Source organism: Mesorhizobium sp. P2_F5 (assembly GCF_056403715.1).
The window spans coordinates 430,603-451,369 of record NZ_JBFUEY010000004.1 but is presented as its reverse complement, the minus strand read 5'-3'; the positions used below and the strand labels follow the sequence as shown (position 1 = coordinate 451,369).

The following is a 20,767-nucleotide window of genomic DNA, read 5'->3' as shown; positions in this document are numbered from 1 at the left end:
ATCTGTAGTTTTCCGGCACGCGCCGCAACTTATGAGTAGGTTTTACGGCATCTACCCACTGGGCGGACCGGCCTGCGCCAAGGTTTCATCACCACGCATGCCGCGATGTGACGCTGGCAGGAAGGAAGCACCATGCGTGATCCACGCTACGACATTCTGTTCGAGCCCGTGAAGATCGGTCCGGTGACCGCCAAGAACCGCTTCTACCAGGTGCCGCACTGCAATGGCGGCGGCTATCGCGACCCTTCGGCCGCGGCCGAGATGCGCCGCATCAAATCGGAAGGCGGCTGGGGTGTCATCTTCACCGAGCAGACCGAGATGCACCATACATCGGAGATCACGCCCTTCATCGAGCTTAGGCTGTGGGACGACGCCGATATCCCGGCCCTGGCCAAAATGGCCAAGGCCATGCACCAGCATGGCGCGTTGGCCGGCATCCAGCTGGCCTACTCAGGCATCAACGGCCCGAACCTCTACACCAAGGAAGTGCCGCGCGGACCGTCGGCCTTGCCCATCCGCACCTTCACCAATGACCCGGTTCAGGCACGCGCCATGGACAAGCAGGATATCCGCGACTTGCGCCGCTGGCATCGCAATGCCTTCAAACGCGCCAAGCTGGCGGGTTTCGACCTGGTCTGTCTCTACGGCGCGCATGGCTTCGGCATCATCCAGCACTTCCTGTCGACCGCCACCAACCAGCGCAGCGACGAATATGGCGGCTCGCTGGAAAACCGCTCGCGGCTGATGCGGGAGCTGATCGAAGAAGGGCGGGACGCTATCGGCGACACCTGCGGCCTGACGCTGCGGCTGTCGCTGGACGAGATGATCGGCGAACTTGGCTTTGCCAATTCGGAAGTGCGCGACATGATCGAGATGCATGCGGACCTACCCGATCTCTGGGATCTGGCGCATGGCGCTTGGGAGGACTGCTCCGGGCCGTCGCGGTTCAAGGAGGAGGGCGCGCAGGAGAGCCTAGTGTCCGGCATCAAGACGCTGACCTCGAAGCCGGTGGTCGGTGTCGGTCGTTTTACCTCGCCGGATGTGATGGTGAAGATGATCAAGTCCGGTACGCTTGATTTCATCGGCTGTGCGCGCCCGTCGATTGCCGATCCCTTCCTGCCGAAGAAAGTGGAGGAGGGGCGGATCGAGGACATTCGCGAATGCATCGGCTGCAACATCTGCATCACCGGCGACATGACCATGTCGATCTCGCGCTGCACGCAGAATCCGACCTTCATGGAGGAGTGGCGCAAGGGCTGGCATCCCGAACGCATGCAGGCCAAGGGCGACAGCGACAGCGTACTGATCGTCGGCGCCGGTCCCGCCGGACTGGAGGCGGCGCGTGCGCTCGGCCTGCGCGGCTATCAGGTGGCCCTCGCCGAAGCCGGCACCGAACTTGGCGGTCGCGTGGCGCGCGAATGCCGCTTGCCCGGCCTCTCGGCATGGGGCCGCGTGCGCGACTATCGCCAATATCAGATTAGCCAGATGTCCAATGTCGACGTCTATTTCGAGAGCCGATTGTCGGCCGAGGATATCCTTGCCTTCGGCTTTCAAAACATTGCCATCGCCACCGGCTCGACATGGCGCCGCGATGGCGTGGCGCGCGCGCATGTCGTGCCGATGCCGGTGGACCCAGCCATGCCGCTCTATACCCCGGACGACCTGATGGGCGGAAATGTTCCGACCGGAAAAGTCGTGTTGTTCGACGACGACCACTACTACATGGGGGGCGTTCTGGCAGAGCTTATGACACGCCGGGGCGCGAAGGTGACGCTGGTGACGCCGTCAGCGTATGTGTCCGACTGGACCCGCAACACGCTGGAGCAAGGCGCCATCCATCGCCGGCTGGCCGAACTCGGCGTCGAGATCGTGCTAAACCGGATCGTGACGCGCATTGTGCCGGATGGTATTGCCACTGCCTGTGCTTATACGGGCACCCGACATGACATCGCCGCAGACGCCGTGGTGCTGGTGACGTCGCGCCAACAGGACGATTCCGTCTGGCGCGAATTGAAGGCGCGGCGGGACGAGTGGGCCGATAGCGGCATTCGCTCGATCAAGATCATCGGCGATGCCGAGGCGCCAGGCCCGATTGCCTGGGCGACCTATGCCGGCCATCGTTTCGCTCGTGAGCTGGACGAACTCGATATCGGCGACGCGCTGCCGTTCCGGCGAGAAGTGACGGCTTTGGCGGCGGGGTAGGCCGATGGCAATGGCTTGATAGGAATGACGTCGCCACAAGCCGATAGTGTGTCGAAATCTGATGTCGGGATCAATCGCAAGACAATACGGAACGATACGGGAAAATCGGCTAGATGATCTTGCGAACATCCTGTTCGAAGCTCAGGACGTGATGCAGCGCGATGCGCTCGGCCGTTTCGCCGTCTCCCCGGCAAACCGCCTCGAGCATAAGGGTTTGCTCCTGCAATACCTTGTCGAGCCCCGACATGAGTTCCGGAAACCGCCGCGTCGCCACATGCAAGATCCTGAGTGACAGGTTGTGGTAGTGGTCGAGCGTGTCGAACAAATAGGGGTTCTTGGCGGCGCGGTAGATGAAGCGGTGGATGCGTCGGTCGAGCGCAAGCAGAGGTTCGAGTTCGGGAGGGTTCGCAAAGGCGGCGAGTTCGGCGATCAGGCCTTGGGCTTCGCGCCGCTCGGGCTCGCGCAGACGTTCGGCGGCCAGCCGCGTCGCCCAGGATTCAATTCTCGCCCTGGCCTCATAGATCGCGGATAGATCGCTGATGTCGATAGTGCTGACGGAGGTGCCGCGGCGGCCGTTGACGTCGACGAAGCCATCGCGCTGCAGCCGCAACAGCGCCTCGCGCACAGGCGTACGACCGACGTCCAGCCGCCGCATGAGATCGGTTTCGCGAAGCAGGGTGCCGGGCGCCAGCTTAACCGTGATGATGTCCTCCCTCAGCTGCAGATAGGTGCGCTCGGCCAATGTCGAGCCAGCCTCGACATTGTCGGCATCGTCTTCCGGCATCCGCGCGTCCATCCAACTCACCTCACAGGGATCGAATCCGATCGCCAAGGAATCACTTGACAACGGATTCATATAATATACTGATCGATATATCACAAATATATTAATCCGGTTACAGGGAGGTATCGGGGATGGAAAAGGGTGTTTTGTCGCGCTCGCGGTTCAAGGTCGGGATTGCCGCCTTGCTAGGGGTTGGAATTGGCTTGCTGGCCACGGTGGCGCATGCGGACGGGCTTGAGACGCTGAAGCCGGGCGTCCTGCAGGTCACGATCGAGCCCTATATGCCCTACACCGCGATGAAGGACGAGAAGCTCGTCGGGCTGGACAGCGATATCCTTGCCGCTGTCGCCGACAAATTGGGTCTCAAGATGGAAGTCAGCGTCACCGATTTTCCCGGCATGCTGGCATCGGTCCAGTCGCGGCGTGCCGACATCACGATAGGCGGTATCGCCTGGTCGGACGCGCGCCAGAAGGTCGGCCTCTTCACCGATCCACCCTATTATTCGCCACCGGCGATGGCGGTGCAGGGCACTGCAGACTATCCTGACGTCAAGAGCCTGGAGGGCAAGGATCTCGGGACTGTCACCGGCTATGTCTGGGCGAAATCGATCGCGCAGGTGCCCGATGCCACCCCGCACACCTATCCGTCGGCCGACAGTGTCTTTCAGGATCTGTCATCGGGCAGGCTGGATGTCGGCTTTCTCGACCCGCTGCTGATCATCTATCAGCAGAAGCAACGGCCGGACATGAAGTTCAGCGTTGCCTATCTGGCGCCGCCAACCGCCGACGAGATCAAAGCCCATCCCGACTATCAGTATTTTCAGCCCTACATGACCGGCTTCTACCTGCCAAAAGAGGCGCCGAAGCTCGCGACAGCTGTCTCGGACCAGATCGATGCAATGTACAAGGACGGCTCGCTTGCCACGCTCGTCACCAAATGGGGCGGCGATCCGAAGCAGTTCCTAGTTCCTTCGCCGGAGATGGCGGCTCAGCGCCGGGGCGTGGACCGCCCAGCGGATTGGTCGCCGCCCTCAATCGCGCCTTGAGTGTCGGGGCAAGCACATGTCCCTTTTCCACACTCTCACCGGGTTTTTCCAGGTTCCCTGGAGCGACTACGCAAGCAATCTCGGCTGGGGTCTGCTCAGGACCCTGGCCTACACGATCGTCAGCTTTGTCGGTGCCGCTGTCCTCGGTCTCGTGCTGGCGCTGATGCGCCTCAATCGCTTGCGTCTGGTGCGTCTGCCGGCCGCCATCTACACGGAGATATTCAAGAATGTCCCGTTGCTCGCGATTATGTTCGTCACCTATTTCGGCCTGCCGTCGGTCGGCATCAAGCTCAGCGTCTTCGTCGCTGGCGTGCTGAGCCTCATGTTGTTCTATGCCGCCTATCTGTCCGAAATATTCCGCGCAGCCATTTCCGGTATCCACTCCGGTCAGAGTGAGGCTGCCCAGGCGCTGGGCCTTGGCCGGGGCACCACCTTTGGTCACGTCATTCTACCCCAGGCGCTGAGGCTGGCGTTGCCAGGCACCAACACCATGTTCGTCGACCTTCTGAAATCGACGTCGCTCCTGGTGACGATCTCGGCCGTTGAACTGATGACCCAGGCGCAGCTGATCGCCTCCGAAACGTTTCGGGCACTCGAAGTCTATCTGGTGATTGCTTCTATCTATTTCGCCGTCTGTTACCCGATTTCGCAATGCCTGCTCTGGTTGGAGCGGACCATTCAGGCTGGCGTACCTCTGTCGCTGGGGCGCCGGCGACGGCTTAGGCTGGCGAAGACGCTGCTCGCAAGCGGAGCCTAGGCCGATGGCACAAGAGACACTCATTATGGCGCTTGGCACGACGGCGTCCGGTGCCAGCCCGGCAGTCACTATCCGTGGCTTGCGGAAATCCTTCGACGGGAGGCAGGTCCTCGGCGGCATCGATCTTGACGTGCCGGCTGGTCGGATCGTCAGTATCATCGGCCAGAGCGGCGGCGGCAAGACGACGCTGATGCGTTGCGTCAACCTGCTCGAGCAGCCCGACGATGGCGTCATCGAGGTCAACGGCGAGACGATCTGCGACAAGGGTGAGGTGACCTGCAGGAACCTCGCCAAGCTGCGCCAGCGCGTCGGCATGGTGTTTCAGCGCTTCAACCTGTTCCCGCATCTGACGGCGGTGGAAAATGTCGTTCTCGCCCAGATGCATGCCGCCGCAATCGGGGAGCGCGAAGCGGTCGAGCGCGCGGTGCGCCTGCTCACGCGCGTCGGTCTCGCGCATCGGGCAACAGCCTATCCGGAACGCATGTCTGGCGGCGAGCAGCAGCGCGTCGCGATCGCGCGCGCCCTAGCCCTCGGCCCGACTGTGCTCCTGTTCGACGAGCCGACCTCCGCCCTCGATCCAGAATCGACCGGTGAGGTGCTGCGTGTGATGCGAGAGCTGGCCAATGACGGCATGACGATGATCCTCGTCACCCACGAACTGCCTTTCGCCCGCGAAGTCTCGGACTGGGTCGTCTTCATTGACGGCGGCCGGATCATCGAGCAGGGGACGGCGGCGGACGTGCTCGACAACCCGCGTGAAGCGCGAACGGCTGCCTACGTCGCGCGCTACGCCGCGCCTGCCTGAACGCCAGCCAAGAAGTAGTCCTACCAGAACCCATTGGCGCATCTGCGATCCGGGCACGGCACCGCCATCACCGTTTCGCAGGGCCTCGGGCGCCAGCGACTGTCTTTGCCTCGACGCATGTGGACCAGATGAGCAGGATTTCGACCGACATCGCCGTGATCGGCGGTGGCGTCATAGGTTTGGCGATTGCGCTTCGGCTTCGCGCTGGCGGACGCGAGGTTGTCGTGATCGAGCCAAACGAACCCGGCAGTGGCGCATCTTACGGCAACGCAGGGACCATCGCGGACTATGCGGTAATACCCGTCGGGACGCCGGCGGTTCTGAGGAATTTGCCTTCCCTGCTGCTCAACGCGCGCAGTCCGTTGTCGATCCGTGCTTCCGCCTTGCCGACCCTGTTCCCTTGGCTGGCGCGGTTCGCATACGAATCTTTACCGCACCGATTCAGGGAAAACACCCGCCGGATCGCCGAACTCGTATCGGACGCATCGGCGGCTTGGGAGGAGTTCGCAGCGGAAATAGGGGCATCGGACCTGCTCTCCGCGAAGGGCTGTCTCTATCTCTACGAAACGCCCAAGGCCCTCAAGGCGGCCGCCACCGATATCAATTTGCGCCGCTTCTATGGCGTTGGTCAGGAACTGCTTTCGGCCGACGAAGTGCATCGGCTCGAACCTCGGCTACCGCCCTTCGAAGGTGGTGGCCTGTTTTTTCCGGGCGCGATCAATCTCAGTGATCCGGGCGAAGCGATGCATCGGTTGACCGCTACGGTTCGGCGGGCAGGTGTGCAATTCGTCAAGGCCTCTGCACGAACGATCGCCCGCGGAGCGAATGGAATCCGGATCATAGCCGCCCCTTTCGACATCCGCGCCCGGACCGCTGTCATCTCCGCCGGCGCCCACTCGCAAAGGCTTGCCGCCCAAATCGATGATCCGGTCAGACTCGATACCGAACGTGGCTATCACGTCGAATTTGACATGACCCACCCACTGATTGAACGGCCGGTCTGCCCCACAGCGCTCGGCTTCTATCTTTGCCCAATGCGAGGCCGGTTGCGCGTTGCAGGCCTTGTAGAACTCGGCGGCTTGGGGTCTCCAGCCGATCCGCACCGCATTGCGGCGCTGGTGGCGAATTCGCGTCGGGTTTTTCCAGACCTGGGGGAGCCGAGCCGCACATGGCTAGGATTCCGGCCTTCGATGCCCAATTCCGTGCCCGTTATCAGGCCATCGAGAGGTGGGCGGGATGTGATCCTTGCCTTCGGCCACGGACACATAGGGTTGACACTCGCGCCGCGCACCGCGCGACTGGTAAGCGCGATCCTTGACGCCTAGTCGCCGTTTCACTCCAACGTGATTGCCGCGAATGTATCGTTATACGATGCGCTCGATGCCGATCGTGACTCTGTCCCCCGCCAGTCATACCGGAACACAGAGTGGAACTGCGGCGGTACAAGATCGATGAAACCACCATTTGTTGGCGTACCGTCCTACGTCTTTCCTGCGAATTGGGTGGAGAGTTCTGTCGCGAAAGACGAACGGGTCGCATGTTCGACTGTTTGGCTGCCGCGGCACCATGCGGAACGATACGGGAAGACTTCTGATTTTGGTCCACGAAAAAGCCAATGAACAGGGTTGATTCGCCTTTCAAACGCTCGGTGTTGGGCCTAGCGATCGCAATGGTTGACATTGCCGGCATCTGGTGCGGCAAGCTTCGGAACACGGCATTTCCACCAAGCGCAAGCATCGTTGGTTGAGGTCCCGCAACCAAATATCAAAACGCTTGCCTTGTGCGGTCCGTCTTGGTTTGTGATCATACGAAAAGTAAGGGGCAGGAGATAGTTCCCCGTGAACCCCTGTAGACAGGAGCCGTCGTGGACGCCAGACCCAACTCCCCTGAAGCTCGTGACATCCGCTACCACCTACATGGCTATACCAACGCCCGTAAACATCAGGAGTCGGGGCCGCTCATCATCGAAAAGGGCGATGGCATCTATGTCGAGGACGTGGCCGGCAATCGCTACATCGAAGCGATGGCGGGCTTGTGGAGCGTAGCCGTCGGCTTCTCGGAAAAGCGGCTGGTCGACGCCGCCACGCGGCAGATGTCGAAGCTGCCCTATTATCACGACTTCGGTTCGAAATCGCATTCGCCGCTTGTCGACCTGGCCGAGAAGCTGGTTCAGATGGCGCCGGTTCCGATGAGCAAGGCGTATTTCACCAATTCGGGCTCCGAGGCCAACGACACGGCGATCAAGATGATCTGGTACCGGTCGAATGCGCTCGGCCAGCCAGCTCGCAAGAAGATCATCAGCCGCAAACGCGGCTATCACGGCGTGACGATTGCCTCGGCTAGCCTGACCGGACTACCTAACAACCATCTTTCATTCGACTTGCCGATCGCCAACGTGCTCCACACTTCGGCGCCGCATTACTGGCGTGATGCGGAGCCGGGTGAAAGCGAAGAACAATTCTCGATCCGTCTTGCCGATGATCTGGAGACGCTGATCCTCGCCGAGGGACCCGAGACCGTCGCCGCCTTTTTCGGCGAGCCGATCATGGGTGCGGGCGGGGTCATCGTTCCTCCAACAGGCTATTGGGCGAAGGTCCAGGCAGTGCTGTCGAAATACGACATCCTGCTCGTGGCCGACGAGGTCATCTGCGGCTTTGGCCGGACAGGCGAGATGTTCGGCTCGCAGACCTTCGGCATCAAGCCCGACATTATGGTGCTGTCCAAGCAGATCTCGTCGTCTTACCTGCCGATTTCGGCGCTGCTCATCAATGAGAAGATGTTCGAACCAATTGCGGACGAGAGCGACCGCATCGGTACGTTCGGGCATGGCTTCACGGGCGGCGGCCATCCCGTCGCCGCGGCCGTCGCGCTGGAGAATCTCAAGTTGATCGAGGAGCGCGACCTTGTCGGCAACGCGCGTACGGTCGGTGCGCACATGCAGGCACGGTTGCGCAAGCTCACTTCGCATCCGCTCGTCGGAGAGGTGCGTGGCGTGGGTCTGATCGCCGCCGTCGAATTGGTCGCTGACCAGACCAGCAAGGCGCCGTGGGGGAAGCCCGGGGCGCTTGGCGGACTGGTCAACGCATTCCTGCAACAGAACGGGGTCATCTCGCGCAACATGAGCGATGCGATTGCCTTCTGCCCGCCGCTCATCATTACCGAGACCCAGGTCGATACGCTGATCGATGCTTTCGAGCGGTCGCTCGCCGCCGCTATGCCGCAGGTTCGGGCGCCGGATTGAACAAGGTGATTGCAGGCGAGTCTCGATGTCGCAGGAGCCTTCGCCTCTGGTCGGCCTCGTCGCAGCGGCCTCCGCCTCGGTAGCTCCGTTGGGCCAGGAACCGGATCCTTGCTTAGTGTGGCATCTCAAGTCCCTGCCGCAATCCTGTAGCGACGACTGAGACCCTGAATTTTCCGGCAAGTGCCCGGTCGAATATGGCGCCGACGATGATGTCGGCGTCAGCGTCGACCTCCTCGCGGATGCGGGTGGCGGCCTCATCGACTTCGAACAGCGTCATGTCCATGCCGCCCGAGATCGAGACCAGGACGCCCTTGGCGCCCATCATCGAGGCTTCGTCGAGAAGCGGGTTTGCGATTGCCGCTTCGGCTGCCTTCTTGGCGCGGTCCTCACCCGTGGCTTCCCCGGTACCCATCATCGCGCGGCCCATATCGCGCATCACCGACTTCACATCGGCGAAGTCGAGATTGATCAGCCCCTCCTTGACGATGAGATCGGTGATGCAGCCGACGCCGGAATAAAGGACGCGATCAGCCATTGCGAAGGCGTCCGCGAAAGTCGTCCTGGCGTCAGCGATCCTGAACAGGTTCTGGTTCGGAATAACGATCACGGTATCGGCGCATTCGCGAAGCTGCTCGATGCCCTCTTCGGCGGCTTGCATGCGGCGTTTTCCTTCGAAGGTGAATGGCTTGGTGACGACAGCCACCGTCAGAATTCCGGCTGTGCGCGCAGCGTTCGCTATGACGGGCGCGGCACCGGTTCCAGTTCCGCCTCCCATGCCGGCGGTCACGAAACACATATGCGTTCCAGCGAGGTGGTCCCTGATCTCGTCGATCGATTCCTCGGCTGCCGCACGGCCGACCGCGGGCAGCGATCCGGCGCCAAGGCCTTCCGTGACGTTGGCTCCCAACTGGATCAGCCGCGATGCTTTGGACATGGTCAGTGCCTGGGCATCGGTGTTGGCGACGATGAATTCCGCCCCCTGCAGATTTTCGGCAATCATGTTGTTGATTGCATTGCCACCACCGCCGCCGACGCCGAAAACGGTTATCTTCGGCCGCATTTCCGAGATGACGGGCCTTGCAGCGGTGCTCATCGTCTTGTCTCCTTGATCGACAAAAGGTTCTCCCCGGAACGCGACGTTTGAACACGCCAGGTGCAAGAATCAGATTCTATCGCCTTGGCACAGGGAATCAGAGGGTGAACTTTGCGGCAAGACAAGATGTGGGGCTTGTACCATATACGCCTATCCAAGCCGACCTTTTGAACGAGTCTCCAGTCCAATCTTTTGGAATTGGCATAGATTCTGGCCAGCGAAAATCCAGCAATCCTTCGGGATCGCACCCGTCAAGCTTCACGCACCCGCCTCACGCACCAGGACCTTGAGAATCTGACGCCAGCCATGTGCAAGCAGGCTTTCGGCGCGCCATCGAGCAGCAGCACGCCGCGCCATGTCTGATTCGGGTCGCCCGGTTTACTGAGCACCCATGCGGTGACCGCATATTCGCCCACTGTGAAAGCCGATCCGTGCCAGCCACCAAAGCCTGAGCGCCAGCATGCGGCTCGGCTGGCGGCGGATCGACGCCTGAGGCTTAGCGGATCGGCATCTTGCCGCGAAACAACGGCTGATGGGCCTGCATCAGGGCGGTGATCCGGTCGGCGACTTTTCGTACCGGCGGGGAGTGGCGTTCCTCATGATGGGTGACAATCCACTGGTCGGTTTCGAGTTCGGGGACAGGCTGAGCGACGCGAACCAGCCGCGGATCGCTGTCACCGACGAAGCACGGAAAGACGGAAAGGCCGGCACCGGCGGCCACCAGTTCGCGCACCGAATGGGTGTTGTTGCCGCGCACGGCGATGCGGTCGCCGTGATGGGCTTGCAGCCAGCGAGCCGAGGCAATGTTTGCCCCTTCGCCAGTGACGCCGACGAACAACCCGGCGGCGATGCCGTTGATCAGGTGGCGTCCGGAATAGATGGCGTGGGCGACCTTGCCGCTCTGACGGCCGGCCAGCCACTGCTCGGTCGGGCGCTCGCTGCGGATGCCGATATCGGCGGCGCGGCGACCGATATCGACCCGGTCGGTGGTGGTGACGAATTCCACCCTGATGCCGTCATCGACCGTCCAGATTTCGCCGATATGGGCGGAAACGAAGGCCGAGGTCCATGGCCCGGCCGAGACGCGGACAATGCGGTCGGGCAGGTTTCCCTCGCGCCAGCGGGTCAGGGACTGCATTGCTGCCTCGACGTCTTCGGCACGCCGCAGCAGTTCTTCACCGACCGGGGTTAGCCGGTAGCCGGTCTGCTGACGTACGAACAGCGCTTCGCCGATCTGCTTTTCGAGCGCGGTGACGCGTCGTCCGAGTGTGGCTGCGCTGAGGCGCGTTGTTGCCGTCGCCGCGCTCAGGCCACCCAGCCGCGCAACGTCGAGAAACAACCTCAGATCGTCCCAGCCAATATCCATTTTGCAGAATTGAAAAACTCCTTGCGACTGTGGCTGTAGCGCGAAGTGGGCATCACGCGCAAGTATGCAGCCATTGGAGGCGTTGGATAATCCTGCCCTGGCGGGACAATGGCAGGCGCCTCGGCTGGCCAGGAAGTCAGCCCAATCCCTTCGATCATGCATACGCTTTGCGCAGTTGCTTTGCGTTTTCGACCAAACCAAGAGCGCGGGTATTCCGCTCGCCAAGGAGACGATCATGTTGCATGAACTTCGACACCGTTTCGCCCGCTGGCTTGCCTATCGCCAGACGCTTGCGAGCTTGAGGCGGCTTCCGGACAGCATATTGGCGGATGCGGGCCTTTCTCGCGAAGAGATCCGCGAGCGTGCCCGCGACGCCAGCCTGCGTCGTTGAGATTGGAGGCGGGCATGCAGAGAATGGAGCCGGCGACGACGGTTGCCTTGGTTAACGTCACTGCCACATATTGCAACATCAAAGGTCACATGAGGATCTTCTGACTGCAGCCAGCCGGTGCGCGCGCTTGCAACGCGGCGCCACGATGAGATTCTGAAGCGCGCGGGCTACGGGTTCGTAGGCTTTGCGCCACTTGTAGCAATCAGGCGCCGGTCGATCCTCCTCATCGGGCTGCGGCTAAATTGCGCCAACGCGGCGGCCGTGCTTGATGCCGCCGCAGTTTCGCTCCACATCGTGAGGGATGAAGACCGAGACATCCGAGCGGCGTCGGACTTTGCTGTGGGCCTTGCCCGCATCGCTGATCCTGCATGCGCTCATTGCCGCGCTCTTGGTCTACAGCCTGCCCACGCCTCCGGAAAAGCCGCAGGAGGAGCAGCCGGTCAATGTCGCGCTCGTGCCGCCGCCCGATCCGCCAAAGCCGAAACCTGCTCCCACGCCGCCTCCACAGAAACCCGAGGCGAAAAAGCCTCTCGAGCAGAAGGTTGAAAAGCCGGCGCCTGAAAAGCTGCCGCCAATCGAGGTGCTGAAGCCCGTTTTCCAGTTCGGTGACAAAGATACCGGCCCTCGGAAATCCCTGGATGGAGGCAGCGCTCAAGACAATGCCCCATCGCCGGCCAAGGATAACGAGCCAAAGCCGGCTGTCGCGCCAAAGGATGCGGAGAGTAAACCCGCCCCAGCGCCAGACGCCGGAGGGCCGGCAGAGTCAGCCAAGGTCGACGAGAAGCCGGAAGCAGACAATCAGGAGGCGGGGGCTCCAGACGCCGACAAACAGGCATCCGCGGCCGCAACCCCCTTGGCTGGTCCTGGGGACGACGGTGAGATCGAGCTTCCAGCGTCGGCTCAGGCGCCTCAGACCAGACCCGAAACTGTGCCGAAACCCCGCCCTTCAAAGGCTGCGAAGTCAGGACGCGGAATCACCGGAGAGCCAAGCTCCACGGAGGTGGCCGCGGCTGCATCACGGGCGTATTCGGGCCTTCCGGGCGTCCGCAAACTCTTTTCGCAGGGCGCTACCGGTGATGTGTTCGCAACGGACTCGATGGCCGACGTGCCTCGCGATCAACGGGTCGCCAAACTTTGCGCCAGCGTTCTGGAGCAGGAACTGAAAGACGCGTCCAATTTTCCCCAACTCATCCCAGTTATTCCGCTGAAAGCCGGCAATATTCTTGACGCCCCCGACACCGCTTTCCGCACGGCAACGACATGGTACCATCTGAGCTTCCGGTGCGGAATCGACACCAACGCGACGCGGGTCACGTCCTTCGCCTTCCGTGTCGGAGCTGCCGCCACGCCCGAAGAAAGCGCCTTCCTTGATCGGGAAGCTCGTCGGCGACGCGGCCCCGGCTGAGACGGGCCCAGCAAGAGCGCATTTGCGCTTGGCGAGAGCCGCCGCGAAGCCAGTTCCCTTGCATGCGAAGCAATAATTGTCTTTTGAACGGCTCCTGCGCCGAGTGCTGTTACTGCCCGAGTGGATACAGTCGACTGGCTCCGCGTAGTCCCACGTCAATCCGCCGGGCGATTGGCTTTGCGCCATTCCTCATATTCGCCGCGGGCATCGTCGTGCAGCGGATAGTAGCGCTGCAGCGGCGCACCCTGCATCAACTTCTCTCGCGAGAACTCTTCCCAATCGTGATGCTTTTTCGATTCTTCAATTACCTTTGCGGCCATTGCGACGGGAAGCACCACCACCCCATCATCGTCGGCGACGATAATGTCGCCGGGGATCACCGTGACACCGCCGCAGGCAATCGGAACGTTGACGGCGTTCGGATAGATGCTGGTTTGCACATGGTAGTTGGGCGTCCAGCCGCGCAGCCATAGGGGCAGATCGAGCTTCTCGACATTGGGCCGGTCGCGCATGCATCCATCGATGACAATGCCTGCGCCGCCTCTGCCCTTGAAATACGTCGACATCATATCGCCGAAGACGCCCGAGCTCATGTCGCCGCGCGCGTCGACCACGACCACATCGCCCTCCTGCGCGTGATAGAGCACGTGCCGGTGCAGTTGCGTTTCCGGGTCGGCGTATTCTCCCTCGCTGAAGAGGTCCGGCCGCTGCGGCAGGAACTGCAGCGTCAGCGCCGGCCCGACGATCGATTTCCCACGGTTCTGCGCCACCGGACCGACCATGTGGGGATTGCGGAAACCCATGTGGCCAAGCGTGCCGGCAACCGTCGCGGCGCCGATTTCCCTCAGCGCGTCAATGAGGTCTTTAGGCGGCCGCGTGATGTCAGGGGTATGCGTCATTGTGGACTCCGGATGAAAGGGAACTACCAGTTCGTAACAGACCCGTCGCGGCGCCTAAGGTGAGGTGCTTCCCAGAAACGAAAAGCCTCTGCCTGGACCGCCGCTTCGTTGACCTCGACGCCGAGCCCCGGCAGGTCGCTGACCGGATAGTTCGGACCGTCGAGCCGTGGTTGCACGGGGAAGAAGTCGGAATTGTCGAAGCCCAGCTTCCTTTCCGGCGCCCTGGTCTCGAGCCACGCGAAGTTGGGTACCGCGGCGGCGAGATGCAGGGTCGCGGCCGTACACACCGGACCAAGCGGATTGTGCGGCATCAGGTCCACATAGTGCGCCTCGCTCCAGCCAGCGACTTTCATCGCCTCGGTGAGCCCGCCGACATTGCAAACATCGAGCCGGTTGAATTGATGGATGCCGCGCTCGATGTAGGGCAGGAACTGCCACTTGCTGGAAAATTCCTCGCCGATGGCAAAGGGAATGTCGGTCATCCTACGCAGGGATTCGTAGGCCTCCGGTGTCTCGTCGCGTATCGGCTCCTCGAGGAAATCAAGCACGCCGCGGCCGAGCTTGTTGCAGAAGCTCGCCGCCTCCGCCACCGACAGTCGGTGATGATAGTCGATACCGAGGACGACGTCGTCGCCCAGCGCCTCGCGCGCCTTGTTCAGCATGCTCGCGGTCGCGCCGATCGACTCGCGGGGCTCGAAGATGTCCCTGCTGCTTTGCCCTACGGGGAAGAAGCGGATCGCCTGCCATCCCTGCGCGCGCAGTTCGCGGGCTCGTTCGATGGCAGCATCGCCCTCGGCCTCGTCTCCCGTCGAGGCGAAGGTGGGGATGCGGTCGCGCTGCCTGCCGCCCAGCAGTTCGTAGACCGGCACCCCCAGCGCCTTGCCCTTGATGTCGTGCAGGGCGATGTCGATGGCGGAAATCGCCGCCTGCAGAACGCGCCCGCCTTCGAAGTACTGGCTGCGATATACCTCCTGCCAGATCCGCCCGATCTGCATGGGGTCGCGGCCGATGAGAAATTCGCGATAGTGTTCGACCGCGCCGGCAACGGCTCTCTCGCGACCGCTCAAGCCGCTCTCGCCCCAGCCGAAGATCCCTTTGTCGGTCTCGATCTTGACGAGCATCTGGTTGCGCGTTCCAACCCACACAGGATAGGGCTTGATCGCGGTGATCTTAAGCTTTCCAGTCATCCCCAACGTTCCCAATGACCCCGTATTGTCTCAGCCGGCCTTGAGGGCCAGTTCGGTTTCGCCGTCGAACAGATGTATCCGCTCCTGGTCGAACTCGAGCCAGATCTGCTCGTCAGGTGCGACGGAGATGTTGGGGGACACGCTGATGTTGACGATGGCGCCAGACAGCAACGCCTGCACGAAGGTGACGTCTCCGGTCGGCTCCACAGTGTAGGCTCTGGCCGGGACGCTGCCTGGCACCGCGCTCTTGTGGAGCCTGATCGTCGAGTGACGTGCGCCGAGCACGACTTTCCTGGACGTTGCCTTCGCGACCTTCCGGGCGTTGAGCGGCGAGAGCTCAAGGCTCCAGCCCTCCGCGCCGGTCAACGCAGTGTTGCCGTTTGCTGTCGATGCCTCCAGCGGGATAAGGCTCATCGCCGGGCTGCCGATGAAGCTGGCCACGAACATGTTCACCGGATGGGCAAAGACCTGCGCCGGTGAATCGTATTGCAGCAGATAGCCGCCGTTCATCACCGCCATCTTGTCGGCCATGGTCACGGCTTCGAGCTGGTCGTGCGTCACATAGATGATCGTTGCCTTGAGGTCCTGGTGGAACCGCTTGATCTCCGACCGCATCTGAACGCGTAGTTTGGCATCGAGGTTGGAGAGCGGCTCGTCCATGAGGAACACGGCGGGGTCGCGGACGAGGGCACGCCCCAGGGCGACACGTTGCTGCTGCCCGCCTGAAAGTTCGCGCGGCTTGCGCTCGAGCAGGTGCGTCATATCGAGCACGCGCGCCGCTTCCTTGACCTTCCTGTCGATCTCGTCCCTGGGCAGTTTGCGCATCTGCAGCGGGAACGCCAGGTTCTTGTAGACCGATTTCTGCGGGTAGAGCGCGTAGTTCTGGAACACCATTGCGATGTCCCGGTCCTTGGGGTCGAGGTCGTTGACCACCCGGTCGCCGATGACGATGTCGCCCGATGTGACCGGAATCAATCCAGCGACAAGATTGAGCGTGGTTGTCTTGCCGCAGCCGGAAGGGCCGACGAGCGCTACGAACTCGCCGTCATTGACCGTCAGCGAAACGTCGTTGACAGCTTTGAAGCCGCCATAGGTCTTGACGAGATCTTTGAGGACCACGTGGGCCATCGGCAACTCCCTAGAGCATGATGCCGAAAAGTGTGAAGCGGTTTTCGGACGACATCATGCTCTATCTCTTGGATTTAGAGCCGGATTCAGATTTCAGGTCGAACAGACCTGAAATCATCCGGCTCTAGTGCTTGACCGCGCCTTCTGTGAGGGCGCGTACGAAGTATCGTTGCAGAACGAGGAACAGCACCACGACGGGCACGCTCATCATGAAGCTGGCCGCCATCAGGCCCGGAAAGTCCGTCGTATTTTCCGAGAAGAAGCGCTGTATGCCGACCGGCAGGGTCAACTGCTCGTTCTTGGAGAGGAAGGTGTAGGCATAGATGTACTCGTTCCATGCGCCGATGAAGGAATAGATCGCGGTGGCGATGATTCCGGGCGTCGACAGAGGCATCACGATCAGGATGAAGGCCTGGAACCGCGTCGCCCCATCGATGCGCGCCGCCTGCTCGAGCTGCACCGGGATGTTGTCGTAGAAACCCTTGAGCAGCCAGATCGCCAGCGGCAGGCCGAAGGTGAGATAGGTGAGAATCAGCGAGCCATGCGTGTTCACCAACCCGATCGCGCGCATCAGGATGAAGAGCGGCACGAGAAAGATCACTGCCGGGAACATGTTGCGCAAAAGCACGGTGAAGAACAGGAAGTTTCGACCGGGGAAACGAAAGCGCGAAAACGCGTAAGCCGCGGGAACGGCCACGATCACCGAAAGGATTGTGGTGACCGTCGACACGTAGAGGCTGTTCCAGAAAAACCGGAGGAAGTCCTGGCCGACGCTGTTTTGCGGATCGAGCAGCTTCTGGTAGCTGGCGAGGGTAGGCTCTTCCGGCCACCATTGCGGTGGGAACTGCATCGCCGCGAACCCGGACTTGATCGATGTGATCAGCATCCAGATCATCGGCAACGCGGTGTAGAGCAGCATGAACACGAGGAAGATGCGCCCGGCCCACCGCCATCCGTCGACACGCATGCGGCGCCGGGTGGGACGTCGAGAGGCTGTCTCGACAAGCGTGCTCATGCGCCCCCCTCCTTGCGCTCGTTACCGGCCAGCGCACGGACATAGAAGTAGCCCAGCATCATCAGCAGGAGGAACAGGAGTACCGAATAGGCCGATGCGACGCCCCAGCGCTGCCGGCCGAAGGCGAGCTCATAAATGTGCGTGATCCATATGTGCGACGCGTTCGACGGCCCGCCACCGGTCATGATCCACGGGATGATGAAGGAATTGAAGTTGGCCACCGCGAGCAGCAGGATCGTCACCGTCGAGACGTTGCTCAGGTGCGGGAAGGTGACGTGCCAGAAACGCTGCCATGCGTTCGCCCCGTCGACTTCCGCGGCGCGCAGCAACTGGTCGGGGACCGTCTGCAGGCCGGCCATCATCATGATCATGGCAAACGGAAACTCGCGCCAGATATTGACGACGATCAAGGAGGGCAACACCGTGCTGACGTTGTCGATGAAGTTCGGCGGCCGGTCGGCCAACCCGAGGCCGACCAGCACCGCGCCGATGATTCCGAAGTCCGAATGGTAGATCCACTTCCAGATATAGGAGGCGGCAACCGCGCTGATGACCCAGGGAATGATCAGAATGGCGCGCAGGACACCCCGGCCGACAAACTCGCGGTGGAGGGCCAGCGCGGCGGCAAACCCGAGGACAAAGGAGAAGAAAGTGGATCCGATCGTCCAGATCAGGGTGTTCAAGGTGACTTTCCAGAACACCTCACTGGTGAGGATGGCCGTGTAGTTATCGAAGCCGATGAAGCTCTTGTCGCGAAGCTGCAGGCCAGGCGGCGTTTTGAAGAACGACAACTCGACCGTGTAGTAGATCGGATAGGCGATCACGACGAGCATCACGCCGATCGCGGGAAGCACATATGCGTAGTCGGCGCGATGCTCCCAGATATTCCGCAGCACGCCGGACTTGCCGGATTGCAATTTTCGGCGAGCCTCGGCCTTGCCGGTCACGATCGTCACTGTGGCATGCCCTTATTGTTCGGAACAAACCGGCTGCACCCGCTATCGGCACAGCCGGTCAGATCGCAGGTCGGGCTTGGACTAGAGTCCGCCCATCAGGTCTTTCACCTTCTTGGCCGCGTCGTCCGCCGCCTGATCGACCGTCATCGCTCCGGTCAGGGCATTCTGCAGCATGTCCGGGACGATGATATTCATGATCTCGGGGGACTGCGGCAGCGCCGGGAACGGGATGCCGTATGGCAGCATCGACGTCGTGACATCGAGGAACTTGATGTTGTCCAGACGTTCCTTCATCCATTTGGTCTTGAAGCCGTTGAGGTTGCCCGGGTTCGAGCCGGCATAGGCCATCTTCAACGACCATTCCGGGCTGGTCCACATGCAGATGATAGCCTTCGCGGCCGGCTCGTCGACCTTGCCGCCCTCGACATATTCGGGCTTCAGGATGTGGATGTTCGAGCCGCCGAAAACTACGGCGCGTTTGCCGTCCGGCCCAGTCGGAATCAGGCCGTAGCGCATATTGTCGATGACGGTCTGCGCCTTGTCCTTGTCGGCGCCCGTCGCCTTCTTCTGCAGGTCGAGCATGACGTTGTAGTCGGACGGGTGCGAGATCATCATGCCGAGCTGGCCGGCGACGAACAGGGGCTGGTTGTCGGCCTGCTGGTTGGTGAGTGCCGAAACCGGAACCGACTTGTCGCGAACATACATGTCGTACGAGGCTTGCAGTGCCGCCTTGCTCTGCGGGCTGTCGAGCTCGACCTGCTCATAGGTCGGGTTTGCCGTCGCCTCGTCGAAGACGCCGCCGCCATAGGCCCATAGCTGCGGCATGAAGCGGTATGGCGTGTTGCCGGCATTCTTGCGCGCCACGAGGCCGTAGCCGGCAATGCCGAGCTTGTCGTGGATCTGCTTGGAATATTTGACGACGTCGTCCCAGGTTGCCGGAGCCTTGTCCGGATCGAGGCCCGCCCGCTTGAAGATGTCGGCGTTCCAGATGAACGCCATCGTCTCATTGTTGGTGGGTATGCCGTAGGTCACCCCATCCCAGGTTACCGCCTTCATGGCGCCGGGCCAGAAATCCTCGGTCGAATAGCCCACATCTTCGGGCTTGAGCGGCTGCAGATAGCCCTTCGAGGCGAACTCGGTTCCACCCAGGATTTGCAGGCGGACCGCCATCGGCGCGGCATTGCCCAGGAGCGCCGTGCGGAATTTGTCGAGAAGGTCGTTGTAGGTGAGGGCCTGATCCTCGAGCTGGATGTTCGGATAGGTCTTGCGGAAGGTCTCAAAGAAGTCCTTGTAGTACTGGCGCAGGAGGTCGGGGTCGCCCTCGAACACGCCCTGATACCAGAAAGTCAGTCGCCCCTTGTAGTCGAGGGGGGTGACCTTGCCGCAATCGGCGGCCGTGTCAAAATCCTGTGTGCCCGCAATGGAGCGCACATATTCCGGCGACCACTTGCTCAAATCGACCGGCGGTGCACCTAGCGCCGAACCGGACATGAGCGATGCCATCAAAGCAGTGGCGACAGTGCCGCGCAGGACAGCACCGCCGAGTGTAATCCTCGTCATAGTATCCTCCCAGGTTCTCCCATGCCGCTCTGCGCCAAGGCAAGCGGGCTCGTTCGACCGCGCGGGATGCGTCTTTTGCTCAATGTATCCCTTCGATCATCTGGTACGTTTTCAGATCATGGATTGCCTGTCAACGCGTCGGATCGTACATTGTTTTTGGGAACCGTGCGTGATATCGGGCAGAGTGTGTATTAATCCGGGGAGCCGGCCTTGGCCGAAACAAGCGATTTTAAAGCCAAGCCACCCGTGGGGATTGACGCCATCGGGGCCTCAAGCGAGGGCGCCTCGCTTTATGAACTGATCCGGGAAGACATCATTGAGGGACGGCTCGCCGCCAACGAACGGCTTGTGGTTACCGATCTCGCCCGGCGTCACGGCACCTCGACCAACCCCGTGCGCGAGGCGCTGCAGCTGTTGCGTGGGGAGGGTTTTGTCACCTTTATCGCCAACCGGGGGGCGCGCGTCCGGCCCATAGATCAGGATTTTGTCCGGGATATCTACGAGATCGGAGTTCTGATCGAGCCGGCCTTGACGCGATGGTTCGTCAACATGGCGACCGGCGAGGACATCGCCGAACTCGAACGTCTCCAAGGCCTGATTGAAGAGAACAATTTCGCCGACCCGTTCAGACACAGTGAACTCGATACCGCCTTCCACACCGTGATGTACCAGCGGCATTATAATCGCCATGCCGCCGAGCTGTGGTGGAAGCATCGCGAGGTGCTGCGAGCCGTGAGCCGGCGTTTCAATTTCACGCTCGCACGGCGTGCCGCGATCATTCGCGAGCATCGCGAACTCATCGCGCTCGCCAAGGCAGGAGAGGCTGACAAAGCCGCCGAACTCATTGCCCGCCATGTCGAGGGTTCCGGCCGGCATGTTCTCGAACAGATGCGTGCGCGCAACGCCGCTCGAGCCGGATAGAATTTCCAGTC

At 61.6% G+C, this 20,767-nt stretch carries 18 protein-coding genes; 9 read left to right on the top strand and 9 right to left on the bottom strand.

The genetic code is table 11. The features are described from left to right. Positions 1 to 132: 132 nt before the first annotated feature. Positions 133 to 2,202 carry an oxidoreductase gene (locus AC1DYO_RS08665; RefSeq protein ID WP_477262217.1) on the top strand — a complete coding sequence of 690 codons (2,070 nt, stop codon included), beginning with the start codon at positions 133 to 135 and terminating at the stop codon, positions 2,200 to 2,202. Between the two features lie 109 nt (positions 2,203 to 2,311). Here AC1DYO_RS08665 and AC1DYO_RS08660 read toward each other — a convergent pair whose 3' ends face one another. Next, positions 2,312 to 2,998 (bottom strand): GntR family transcriptional regulator, encoded by a 687-nt coding sequence (locus tag AC1DYO_RS08660; protein ID WP_477262215.1) that lies wholly within the window; start codon positions 2,996 to 2,998, stop codon positions 2,312 to 2,314. 119 nt (positions 2,999 to 3,117) lie between these two features. Here AC1DYO_RS08660 and AC1DYO_RS08655 point away from each other — a divergent pair, with 119 nt between their 5' ends. From AC1DYO_RS08655 to AC1DYO_RS08635, 5 genes are all read left to right on the top strand, one after another. After that, the gene (locus AC1DYO_RS08655; RefSeq protein ID WP_477262213.1) at positions 3,118 to 4,032 is read left to right on the top strand and encodes a substrate-binding periplasmic protein; all 915 of its coding nucleotides are present in this window, start codon (positions 3,118 to 3,120) and stop codon (positions 4,030 to 4,032) included. A gap of 16 nt (positions 4,033 to 4,048) precedes the next feature. Continuing rightward, complete coding sequence (locus AC1DYO_RS08650) at positions 4,049 to 4,789, top strand: amino acid ABC transporter permease (protein WP_477262211.1); 741 nt, start codon at positions 4,049 to 4,051, stop codon at positions 4,787 to 4,789. A 4-nt stretch (positions 4,790 to 4,793) separates the two neighbouring features. Further along, complete coding sequence (locus AC1DYO_RS08645) at positions 4,794 to 5,594, top strand: amino acid ABC transporter ATP-binding protein (RefSeq protein ID WP_477262209.1); 801 nt, start codon at positions 4,794 to 4,796, stop codon at positions 5,592 to 5,594. A 128-nt stretch (positions 5,595 to 5,722) separates the two neighbouring features. Then, positions 5,723 to 6,919: an NAD(P)/FAD-dependent oxidoreductase gene (locus AC1DYO_RS08640; protein WP_477262207.1), complete on the top strand. Its 1,197-nt coding sequence runs from the start codon at positions 5,723 to 5,725 to the stop codon at positions 6,917 to 6,919. Positions 6,920 to 7,458: 539 nt separating this feature from the next. Then, positions 7,459 to 8,835, top strand: a complete 1,377-nt coding sequence (locus tag AC1DYO_RS08635; RefSeq protein WP_477262205.1) for an aspartate aminotransferase family protein — start codon at positions 7,459 to 7,461, stop codon at positions 8,833 to 8,835. 112 nt (positions 8,836 to 8,947) lie between these two features. Here AC1DYO_RS08635 and ftsZ read toward each other — a convergent pair whose 3' ends face one another. Together ftsZ and AC1DYO_RS08625 are read right to left on the bottom strand one after the other, a co-directional pair. Continuing rightward, the gene (gene ftsZ, locus AC1DYO_RS08630) at positions 8,948 to 9,928 is read right to left on the bottom strand and encodes a cell division protein FtsZ (protein ID WP_477262203.1); all 981 of its coding nucleotides are present in this window, start codon (positions 9,926 to 9,928) and stop codon (positions 8,948 to 8,950) included. A gap of 496 nt (positions 9,929 to 10,424) precedes the next feature. Next, positions 10,425 to 11,294, bottom strand: a complete 870-nt coding sequence (locus AC1DYO_RS08625; protein WP_477262202.1) for a LysR family transcriptional regulator — start codon at positions 11,292 to 11,294, stop codon at positions 10,425 to 10,427. A gap of 235 nt (positions 11,295 to 11,529) precedes the next feature. Between AC1DYO_RS08625 and AC1DYO_RS08620 the strand changes: the two genes are divergently transcribed. Both AC1DYO_RS08620 and AC1DYO_RS08615 read left to right on the top strand, forming a co-directional pair. Next, positions 11,530 to 11,685, top strand: coding sequence for a YjiS-like domain-containing protein (locus tag AC1DYO_RS08620; protein WP_023712171.1), 156 nt, complete (start codon positions 11,530 to 11,532; stop codon positions 11,683 to 11,685). Positions 11,686 to 11,986: 301 nt separating this feature from the next. Further along, positions 11,987 to 13,090: a DUF930 domain-containing protein gene (locus AC1DYO_RS08615; protein ID WP_477262199.1), complete on the top strand. Its 1,104-nt coding sequence runs from the start codon at positions 11,987 to 11,989 to the stop codon at positions 13,088 to 13,090. Positions 13,091 to 13,245: 155 nt separating this feature from the next. Here AC1DYO_RS08615 and AC1DYO_RS08610 read toward each other — a convergent pair whose 3' ends face one another. The 6 genes from AC1DYO_RS08610 to AC1DYO_RS08585 all read right to left on the bottom strand — a co-directional run bounded on the left by AC1DYO_RS08610 (position 13,246) and on the right by AC1DYO_RS08585 (position 19,835). Continuing rightward, positions 13,246 to 13,989, bottom strand: a complete 744-nt coding sequence (locus tag AC1DYO_RS08610; protein WP_477262197.1) for a ribonuclease activity regulator RraA — start codon at positions 13,987 to 13,989, stop codon at positions 13,246 to 13,248. 23 nt (positions 13,990 to 14,012) lie between these two features. Next, a complete protein-coding gene (locus AC1DYO_RS08605) occupies positions 14,013 to 15,176 on the bottom strand; it encodes a mandelate racemase/muconate lactonizing enzyme family protein (protein WP_477262463.1) in 1,164 nt (387 codons plus the stop codon). Positions 15,177 to 15,206: 30 nt separating this feature from the next. Beyond that, a complete protein-coding gene (locus AC1DYO_RS08600) occupies positions 15,207 to 16,304 on the bottom strand; it encodes an ABC transporter ATP-binding protein (RefSeq protein ID WP_477262195.1) in 1,098 nt (365 codons plus the stop codon). A gap of 124 nt (positions 16,305 to 16,428) precedes the next feature. After that, entirely contained in the window at positions 16,429 to 17,319 is an 891-nt protein-coding gene (locus AC1DYO_RS08595; protein ID WP_477262193.1) for a carbohydrate ABC transporter permease, read from the bottom strand. Then, on the bottom strand, positions 17,316 to 18,275 hold the full coding sequence (locus AC1DYO_RS08590) for a carbohydrate ABC transporter permease (protein ID WP_477262191.1): 960 nt from the start codon (positions 18,273 to 18,275) through the stop codon (positions 17,316 to 17,318). The genes AC1DYO_RS08595 and AC1DYO_RS08590 overlap by 4 nt, the downstream gene beginning before the upstream one ends. Before the next feature lie 81 nt (positions 18,276 to 18,356). Beyond that, positions 18,357 to 19,835, bottom strand: a complete 1,479-nt coding sequence (locus AC1DYO_RS08585; protein ID WP_477262189.1) for an ABC transporter substrate-binding protein — start codon at positions 19,833 to 19,835, stop codon at positions 18,357 to 18,359. Positions 19,836 to 20,045: 210 nt separating this feature from the next. On the opposite strand from AC1DYO_RS08585, the gene AC1DYO_RS08580 reads away from it, so the two are divergent. Then, positions 20,046 to 20,756 carry a GntR family transcriptional regulator gene (locus tag AC1DYO_RS08580; RefSeq protein ID WP_477262187.1) on the top strand — a complete coding sequence of 237 codons (711 nt, stop codon included), beginning with the start codon at positions 20,046 to 20,048 and terminating at the stop codon, positions 20,754 to 20,756. Positions 20,757 to 20,767 lie beyond the last annotated feature (11 nt).